Below are 9158 nucleotides of genomic sequence, written 5' to 3' on the forward strand. Positions count from 1 at the left end.
TAGTAGTTCGTCCAGGTTTCCATTTAGGGTAGCCGAGCTCGCCAGAGATTGGATCGAAGCGGCGAAAACGTCCAAAGTTTGGCGACTTCAGCTACGGCCAGACTCTCAGATCCAATGTTGACGCAGCCCAAGGATCACACCCTAATATCCGGAAAGTTTTCCGCCAGCATCCCCTAAAGGCCTAAAGAATCCCAGCCCGGCTGCCGGGTGTGCGGAGCGTATCGACAATCCGCTCTGCACGCGGAACAATGGCCACAGCGTTTGGCTCATTCTCAGCCTGTCTTTCTGCCGAAAAAGGCTTAGTACGCTGGCGCTATGAACTTGCTTACATTGCTAGCAAAGCACCACCCCCATTTACTGATCATGAGCAAAACGTTGGAAACGAAACGCGAAGTCACTTCCGAGTCCACTGAACAGTTGCTTGGACCGCTTTCCAATGAGATCCGTCGTCACCTGTACTACACGCTGGGACACTTCGGTTCCAACGGCGACGCGTCCTACTACTACCGGGCGCTTGCGCACGCGGTGCGGGACCGGATCAGCCAACAGTGGCAGCGGACACGCGAGCGGTTTGCCAATCCCGAGACGCGGCGTGTGCACTACCTGTCGCTGGAGTTTTTGCTGGGGCGGTCGCTGAACAACGCCGTGCAGAACCTGGACCTGGAAGAACCGGTCCGCGAAGCGCTGCAGGAGTATGGCTACCACCTGGAAGAGGTTGCCGAGGAGGAACTGGACGCAGGGCTGGGCAACGGCGGCCTGGGACGTTTGGCCGCCTGTTTCCTGGACAGCTGCGCGAACCTCCAGCTGCCCGTGACCGGTTATGGCATCCGTTATGAATTCGGCATGTTCCACCAACACATCGAACATGGCCGGCAGGTGGAAGACCCCGACCACTGGCTGCGCGATGGCAACCCGTGGGAGATCGAACGGCCGGAGTTCACGCGGACGATCCAGCTGTACGGTCACACCGAACGTTACATGGACGAGGACGGCATCGCGCGGGTCCGCTGGGTCGGCACCAACGACCTGTTGGCCGTGCCCTACGACATGCCGATTCCCGGCTACAAGAACAACACGGTCAACACCCTGCGCTTGTGGAAAGCTTCGACCACCGACGTGTTCGACCTGGAAGAGTTCAACGCGGGCAGTTACCCCGAAGCGGTTGCGGCCAAGAACAACGCCGAACAGATCTCGATGGTGTTGTACCCCAACGACGCCAGCGAAAACGGCAAGGAACTGCGGCTGAAACAGCAGTACTTCCTGGTCTCGGCCAGCCTGCAAGATGTGTTGGCCCAGTGGGTCAAACAACACGGCGACGATTTCACCGACTTCGGCGAGAAGAATTGTTTCCAGTTGAACGACACGCACCCCGCTTCGGCCGTTCCAGAACTGATGCGGTTGTTGCTGGACGAGCACAAACTGGACTGGGACACGGCTTGGAAGATCACCACCGAGTGCATGGCGTACACGAACCACACGTTGCTGCCCGAGGCGCTCGAGCGGTGGTCGGTGCAACTGTTCAGCCGCATGCTGCCGCGGTTGCTGGAGATCATCTACGAGATCAACGAGCGGTTCCTGGGCGAAGTCTCGAAGCTGTACCCCGGCGACATGGAACTCCGCAAGCGTCTGTCCTTGATCGAAGAGGGCAACGAGCCGCACATCCGGATGGCTTACCTGAGCATCGTGGGCAGTTTCTCCGTCAACGGTGTGGCGCACCTGCACACCGAACTGCTCAAGAGCGGCTTGTTCTCGGACTTCTACAAGATCTGGCCCAATAAATTCAACAACAAGACCAACGGCGTGACTCAACGTCGCTGGCTCTCGCACTGCAATCCCAAACTGCGGGACCTGCTGAACGAAACGATCGGCAACCAGTGGGAATCCGACCTGGAACAGATGTCCAAATTGGTTCCCTACGCCGAGGACGCAGCTTTTCGCAAAAAATGGGCGGAGGTCAAACGCGACAACAAACATCGTCTGGCCGAGTACGTCAAAGAGCACACCAACGTAGAATTCCCGCTCGACGCGATGTTCGACGTGCAGGTCAAACGAATCCACGAGTACAAACGCCAACTGCTGAACGTCCTGCACGTCATTCACCTGTACGACCGCATCCGTCGCGGCGAGACCCAGGGCATGGTCCCGCGCTGTGTGCTGATCGGCGGCAAGGCGGCGCCGGGATACCACGTCGCAAAGTTGATCGTCAAACTGATCAACAACGTGGCCGACGTGGTCAATGGCGACCCCGCGACGCAGGACCTGCTGAAACTGGTCTTCTTCCCCAACTACCGCGTCTCGGCGATGGAAATCATCTGTCCGGGCACGGAGCTGTCCGAACAGATTTCCACCGCGGGCAAAGAAGCGTCCGGAACGGGTAACATGAAGTTCATGATGAACGGTGCGCTGACGATCGGTACTCTGGACGGGGCCAACATCGAGATCCGTGAAAAGGCCGGGGCCGAGAACTTCTTCCTGTTCGGGCTGGACGCCAAGGGCGTTGTCGAGACGCGTAAGGCCTACGATCCCAATGGCATCATCGCGGCCGATCCCGAGATCCGACGCGTCATGGAATTGCTCGAAGGCGGCCACTTCAACGCTAGCGAGCCGGGCATCTTCGATTTGCTGACCAGCGGCCTGCGGAACCCCTATGATCAATGGGTGACGATCGCGGATTTCCGCAGCTACATCGATGCCCAACAGGTCGCCGGGGAAACCTATACCGACCAGGACAAGTGGAACCGGATGAGCATCCTGAATTCGGCCCACAGCGGCTGGTTCAGCAGCGACCGCACGATCAGCCAGTACGCCAAGGAAATTTGGGGCGTCCAGCCCCTGAAAGCATAGGAATCATCGATGCACTTTCCGAGATCCTCCGGCATCCTCTTGCACATCACCAGTTTGCCGGGCCCTCATGGCATCGGTGACCTGGGCGAGCAGGCGTACCAGTTCGTGGACTTTTTGCAGGCGGCTGGGCAGCGGGTTTGGCAAATCCTTCCGCTCAGCCCGCCGGCGTTCGGCGATTCGCCCTACAGCAGTTTCTCGGCCTTCGCCGGCAATCCGCTGTTAATTAACCTGGCCCAGCTGGCCGAAGACGGTTTGCTGGATGTCGAGCAAGTGGCGACGGTTGAGCCGATCGACGCGCCGGGCAAAGCGGACTACGCCGCGGCCCAGCGACTGAAGCGGCCGCTGCTGGACGAGGCCTACCGGCGATTCAGCGACACCACGCGGTCCGAGACGCACGAGCAATACGATGCGTACTGCCTGGACAACGCCTGGTGGCTGGTCGATTACGCGCGTTTCGAAGCCTATCGGGAGCGGTTCGGCACGTCTGACTGGACGCGTTGGCCTGAGCAACTGGTGCATCGAGTGCCCGAGGCGCTGATGCGTACCGACCGCGAGCTGGCCGAAGCGATCGCCCGCGCCAAATTCTTCCAGTTCCTGTTCCATCTGCAGTGGTCGCGTCTGAAGCAGTACGCCAACGAGCGGCAGGTGCGAATGTATGGCGACATGCCGATCTTTGTCGCTCATGAGAGCGCCGACGTGTGGGCGCATCAAGGTCTGTTCAGCCTGGACGAGGGTGGCCGGCCGACGGTCGTCGCGGGCGTTCCGCCGGACTACTTCAGCGAAACCGGCCAGCGCTGGGGCAACCCGCTGTACCGCTGGGACGCGCTGCGCGGCACCGACTATGCCTGGTGGACCCAGCGGTTCCGCTCGGCGCTGGAGTTCTACGACCTGCTCCGCGTCGACCACTTCCGCGGCTTCGAAGCCTACTGGGAAATCCCGGCCGATGCGCCCACCGCGGTCGATGGTCGCTGGTGTCTCGGCCCCGGGACCGAACCCTTCGATGCGGCACGGGAACAGCTGGGCCCGCTGCCGATCATCGCCGAGGACTTGGGGTTGATCACCGACGAAGTCCATCAACTGCGCGAGGACCTGGGCTTTCCCGGAATGCGGGTGTTGCAGTTCGGTTTCGACAATCCCGAAGACGACTTCCATCGCCCCGATCAATATCCCGCGAATTCGGTCGCCTACACCGGAACGCATGACAACGACACGATCATGGGCTGGTACGGCAAACGCAGACCCAAACCCAAATCGCAGACGTTGGCCGACGAGGACGATCCGCTGGCCCCCTACCTACGCGGCGACGAACCGGTCCACTGGCAATTGTGTGCGGCGGTGTTGGAAAGTCGGTCCGATACGGCGATCCTGCCGATGCAGGACGTGCTGGGCCTGGGCAATGCGGCGCGGATGAACCTGCCCGGTCAAGCCACCGGCAACTGGACCTGGCGCGTCGCCGCCGAGGCGTGCTCGCCCGAGCTGGCCACGCGTTTGCAACAGGCGACCGAACGCAGCGGACGCTGACGCGCTGCACGCCGCAACGCGTCATGTCGGCCCCCTGGCTGGACTGCTCCGAGAAAACTTCCGCTTACCCGCTCAGGAATCTCCGAGCAGGGCTCGTTCGAAGCTGCTAACGGTTGTCGTGTAATCCCAACGCTGTGCTCGATTCCCCTGGGAACGACCACCTATCTGTATGACGACCTTGACCGTCCCAGGCAACAGCCACGCAGTGGCGACAGGGTGTAGCCATGGGCGTCAGCCCATGGTATGGGGGCCCCAACGGCGTTTAGTCCCGAAGGGACGACAGGAATGCGTCTCCTGTCGTCCCTTCGGGACTAGGAAAGGCTGCGCCGGGGTCAGAGGGAAAGGCTGCGCCGGGGTCAGACCCGGTTTTCGGTGTTCGCCGCTAGGCAAGGCTGTGCTGGCACCACGTGCTGATCGCTTGATTCGCCGCACTACGACGCCAAGGGCAACCGCCTGACGCTGACCGATCCGGTCGGGAACACCACGACCTGGACCTATGATAAACTGGATCGTGTCCTGACCGACACCAATGAGCTGAGCGATACCCGCACGAATCAGTACGACGCTGCGGGGAACCTTACCCAGATGACCGACCGCAACGGTCGCGTCACCACGTACGAATACGACCACCTCCACCGCCGCACCGCCGTGAACTGGCTCGATTGTCTTACCACCCTGCGGACGCTCACCTACAGCTACGACGCCGCTTCGCAGCTGGCTTCGGCCAGCGATCCAGCAGCGAACTACGCCTTCACCTACGACAACCTCGGCCGCAACACCAGTACGGACTACGACTACGCTTCGCTTGTCTTCGACGTCGCGATCGACGAGTCCTACGATGCCCTCGGACGGCGCACACAGCTTGCCGCCGAAATCAACGGCACGGCTGACCTGGTCAACGACTACCAGTACGACTACCTGAACCGGATGACGCAGGTCACCCAAGGCGGTCAGTCGGGCGGAAACGCCGTGGCGGAGAAGCGAGTCGATTTCGCCTACGACGCCGAAGACAAGCAGCAGTTCACCAGCATCACTCGCTATGCCGATCTGGCGGGCAGCGACACGGTCGCGATCAGCACCTATGGCTATGACGATGCGGATCGACTGACCAGCCTCACCCACGTCGACGGCAATTCGGGGACGCTGGCTGGCTACACCTGGCATTACGACGAGGGCAATCGGCTGACCGATTTCACCGTCAGCGGCTACTCGGCCGAAGACGCCACGTACAGCTATGACGACACCGACCAGCTGACCGCCGCCGATCGCAGCGGAACCAGTGCTGACGAGTCCTACGCCTACGACGGCAACGGCAACCGCACCGGTGGCGGTTACGCAACCGGCGACGACAATCAGATCAGCTCCGACGGCACGTTCAACTACACCTACGACGACGAAGGTAACCGGCTAACCAAAACCAACGTCTCGACCGGTGAAGTGGTCGCGTACAGCTGGGACCACCGCAACCGGTTGACCAGCATCACGACCAAGGACAGCGTCGGCACCGTGACGCACCAGGTAGACTACACCTACGACATCTTCAACCGCCGGATCGTCAAAACCATCGACGCCGACGGAGCGGGCAGCGGAACGGCGACCAAAGAAATCTACATCCACGAAGGCCTGCGGGAGGAACGAGACGGTGCGGGCGATCAGATCCTGCTGGCATTCGACGAATCGGGCGGCCTGACCGAGCGATACCTGCACGGTCCGGCGGTGGATCAGGTCCTCGCCAGCGAAGACGTCACCAGTCCCGCAACCGCCGGCGATGTTCTGTGGGCTCTGTCGGACAATCTCGGCAGCGTCCGCGACATCGCCGAATACGATGCCGGTACGGACACGACCACGGTCGTCAACCACCTCACCTACGACGCCTTCGGCAACATCACCGCCGAGACGGACGCCAGCGTCGATTTTCTATTCGCCTACACCGGCCGAGAGCGCGACGCCGAAGGCGACCTGCAGTACAACCGAGCCCGGTACTACGATGCGGCGATCGGAAGATGGATCAGCCAAGACCCGATCGGGTTTGAGGCGGGTGATGCGAACCTCTATCGGTACGTGGGGAATGGGACAGCGACTGCGACCGATTCGAGCGGTTGGTGTGCCGAACCGGCGACGTCTCCGAGCGGCTCCACGAGCTACACGATAGGCCCCCCCACTCGCCCAGCCATCAATCATGACAATGGATTTCTTGATCATTATGACCCGCGGGATCCAACTGCGGACGACCGTCGCGCGTTGTACGTGTGGATTGCTAAATTAGAAATATCGGAAAGTTTACGTCCCTGGCTAGACGATGCCCACGAAGCGTATAGGCATTTCCTTTTCGGAGAGGGGAGAACTCGCGTTATCGACTATGAGGAGTATATACGCGAGGATGAAGCAGGAAGAGCAACGCTGGATGAGGAACTAAGAGGAGCGCAACTGGCGGCGGAACAGCTGAGCACACGCCCCGTAGAAAGTTTCCAGATAACTGGAACGGCGAACAGCGCCGTCCCATATCCCGTGACTGAAAACTGGCAAAAGGCAATCGGCGGGCACACGGTGTGGGGATCTGCGAACGTCAAAGTTACCTGCAACCCGACGACTGGAAAGAAGCATTTTGCTATGGATTTCACGCTACATGCAGAAGACCGCTACAATTTCAATCCGGGCGAGAGTGACCTCGCTACAGGAATCCCTGACTCCGAAAACGGGAAGTTCGAAATCACAGGCTTGGCCCGTCAATACGATCAATTTGGCACTGTTCAACGAACCGTCTCCTGGGAGGAAGGGTCAATCCAAAATCCCCAAACCGCGGCACCGGGAGGGCGCTAAAATGAAACTAATTTCACTTGCATTCTTGACGTTCTTTTTCTTGGCAGGCTGCGATAATGGCGGTGCGCCAACAGCATTGCGGAAGCCACACCTATCAGCTGTTGACATGGAGATGAGAACAGATCTAGCAGGACTTGAAAAGCTATGTAATGTCCCTGCGAATGTGCAATCTGTTAAATGGAGTACCGGCACACTGGGAAACGACTGGTACTTGGTCGCTGTATTCAAAATGAGAGACGAATGGTCACTCAGCGCGACGGTTGTGAAAGACGATACAGACAAGGTGTTTGTGGGGTATAAAGAATTGCCGCACTGGTTCCTGGATGCTAGCAGCGTAACATTCACGCGTACTCAGGCACCTGGCGTATTTTCTGTCGATACGGTGGTATATCATCCCTCGGAATATACAAAGTCACCGCTGCTAAGTGGCTTTCTTCTCAACCCGTCTGATGAGATGCTGGTCATGGGGTTACACACGCGATGACACTTCATTCCTGGGGGAGAGACTGGATAGATCAAAGGGGTCAGCGACGGTCTTACTTGTTAGCAACGCACGATCAATTAGTGTCGAAGATTTGATGCGTATCGGATAGACTGCTGGGAGTTCAATTCGATCCTCACAGAGCGGAGCCACGGATGGTCATCAGTTTACGCGACGCCGATTCACAGACCGAGCAACGGCTGCGTGATTTTGCAGGTACTTTGTCGGAGAAGGATCGCAGGCGGTTTGCTGCCATCGAAGCGACACAGCGTGGGCATGGCGGGATCACTTACATCGCCGGCGTGCTTGGGATTTCGACACGAACGATTGAACGTGGCATCGCGGAACTGGATCACCTGCAGGATGACCCAGCGGCCGGACGGGTGCGTCGGCCCAGTGCCGGTCGAAAAAAAAGATCGGTTCCGAAACGCCGGAAGAAGCCAACCTGATCGCGTGCATTGAGTTCCGTACCGCCGGAGACCCCGATGAAGAGGACATCGTTTACACCGACTTGTCCCCGCAGGATCTGTCGGAGCGTCTGGATAAGGCTGCGCCGGGGTCAGACCCGGTTTTCGGTGTTCGCAGCTAGGCAAGGCTGTGTCAGGACCACACCTTTACCACTTCGCGTTAGCGCGCCAAGAGTAGCCGTCTGGCCAATTCGGCAAGAATGCGATGTAAAATGCGATCAGAGCGTGGTCGGTAACACCCTCACAAGCAATGGCTTGCGCCGAAGCGTAATTTTGGTAGGCTGAAACCTACACGAAGAGCATTCGACGAACGCAGCGGCTAGGCTGATCCCCGAAACCCGGCGCCCATGGCCGGCCCGCCGCAGCGTCTTCTTCTCATGGGCAACTGATGGAGTTGGTTCATTGGCGAGCTTGCGCAAAGAGTCAGATCGTGGCCGCAACGGATGGCGATTGCAGTTTCGACAGCGTGAGGCTGCGCCGGGGTCAGGCCCGGTGTTCGGTGTTCGCAGCTAGGCAAGGCTGTGCTGGGACCACGTGCTGAATGCTTGCTTCGTTGCAGTACGACGCAATGAGCAACCGCCTGACGCTGTCCGATCCGGTCGGGAACACCACGACCTGGACGTATGATAAACTGGATCGTGTCCTCACCGCCACCAATGAGTTGAGCGATACCCGCACGAATCAGTACGACGCGGCGGGGAATCTTACACAGGTGACCGACCGCAACGGTCGCGTCACCACGTACGAGTACGACCACCTCCACCGCCGCACCGCCGAGAATTGGCTCGATGGCATGACCACCCTGCGGACGCTCACCTACAGCTACGACGCAGCTTCGCAGCTGGTTTCGGCCAGCGATCCGGCGGCGGACTAGGAAAGGCTGCGCCGGGGTCAGACCAGGTTTTCGGTGTTCGCAGTTGAGCAAGATCGATCTGCGGGGGGCTTCGCCGTATCTTGATGCAGCACACAGTCTGGAAATGGCATGTCATGGGTCATTCCGTTGCACCCGAGCCCCCTCACCCCCG

5 protein-coding genes are annotated in these 9158 nt (G+C 59.6%); all 5 read left to right on the forward strand.

Annotated elements, in window-relative coordinates; all coding sequences use genetic code 11:
* Positions 1–363 precede the first annotated feature (363 nt).
* On the forward strand, positions 364–2844 hold the full coding sequence (locus GE027_RS21960; protein WP_153559379.1) for a glycogen/starch/alpha-glucan phosphorylase: 2481 nt from the start codon (positions 364–366) through the stop codon (positions 2842–2844).
* A 9-nt stretch (positions 2845–2853) separates the two neighbouring features.
* Positions 2854–4365 (forward strand): 4-alpha-glucanotransferase, encoded by a 1512-nt coding sequence (malQ, locus tag GE027_RS21965; RefSeq protein WP_153559380.1) that lies wholly within the window; start codon positions 2854–2856, stop codon positions 4363–4365.
* 585 nt (positions 4366–4950) lie between these two features.
* Positions 4951–7185: an RHS repeat-associated core domain-containing protein gene (locus tag GE027_RS21975; RefSeq protein WP_153559381.1), complete on the forward strand. Its 2235-nt coding sequence runs from the start codon at positions 4951–4953 to the stop codon at positions 7183–7185.
* A gap of 1 nt (position 7186) precedes the next feature.
* Entirely contained in the window at positions 7187–7669 is a 483-nt protein-coding gene (locus GE027_RS21980) for a hypothetical protein (RefSeq protein ID WP_153559382.1), read from the forward strand.
* 1005 nt (positions 7670–8674) lie between these two features.
* Positions 8675–9007 (forward strand): RHS repeat domain-containing protein, encoded by a 333-nt coding sequence (locus GE027_RS21985; protein WP_153559383.1) that lies wholly within the window; start codon positions 8675–8677, stop codon positions 9005–9007.
* Positions 9008–9158 lie beyond the last annotated feature (151 nt).

It is taken from the genome of Roseimaritima sediminicola (assembly GCF_009618275.1).
Classification (GTDB): Bacteria; Planctomycetota; Planctomycetia; order Pirellulales; family Pirellulaceae; genus Roseimaritima; species Roseimaritima sediminicola.

Coding starts and splice junctions, on each gene's coding strand:
- GE027_RS21975 (WP_153559381.1), top strand. CDS start 4,951: ATGACCGACCGCAACGGTCGCGTCACCACGTACGAATACGACCACCTC.
- malQ (WP_153559380.1), top strand. CDS start 2,854: ATGCACTTTCCGAGATCCTCCGGCATCCTCTTGCACATCACCAGTTTG.
- GE027_RS21980 (WP_153559382.1), top strand. CDS start 7,187: ATGAAACTAATTTCACTTGCATTCTTGACGTTCTTTTTCTTGGCAGGC.
- GE027_RS21960 (WP_153559379.1), top strand. CDS start 364: ATGAGCAAAACGTTGGAAACGAAACGCGAAGTCACTTCCGAGTCCACT.
- GE027_RS21985 (WP_153559383.1), top strand. CDS start 8,675: ATGCTTGCTTCGTTGCAGTACGACGCAATGAGCAACCGCCTGACGCTG.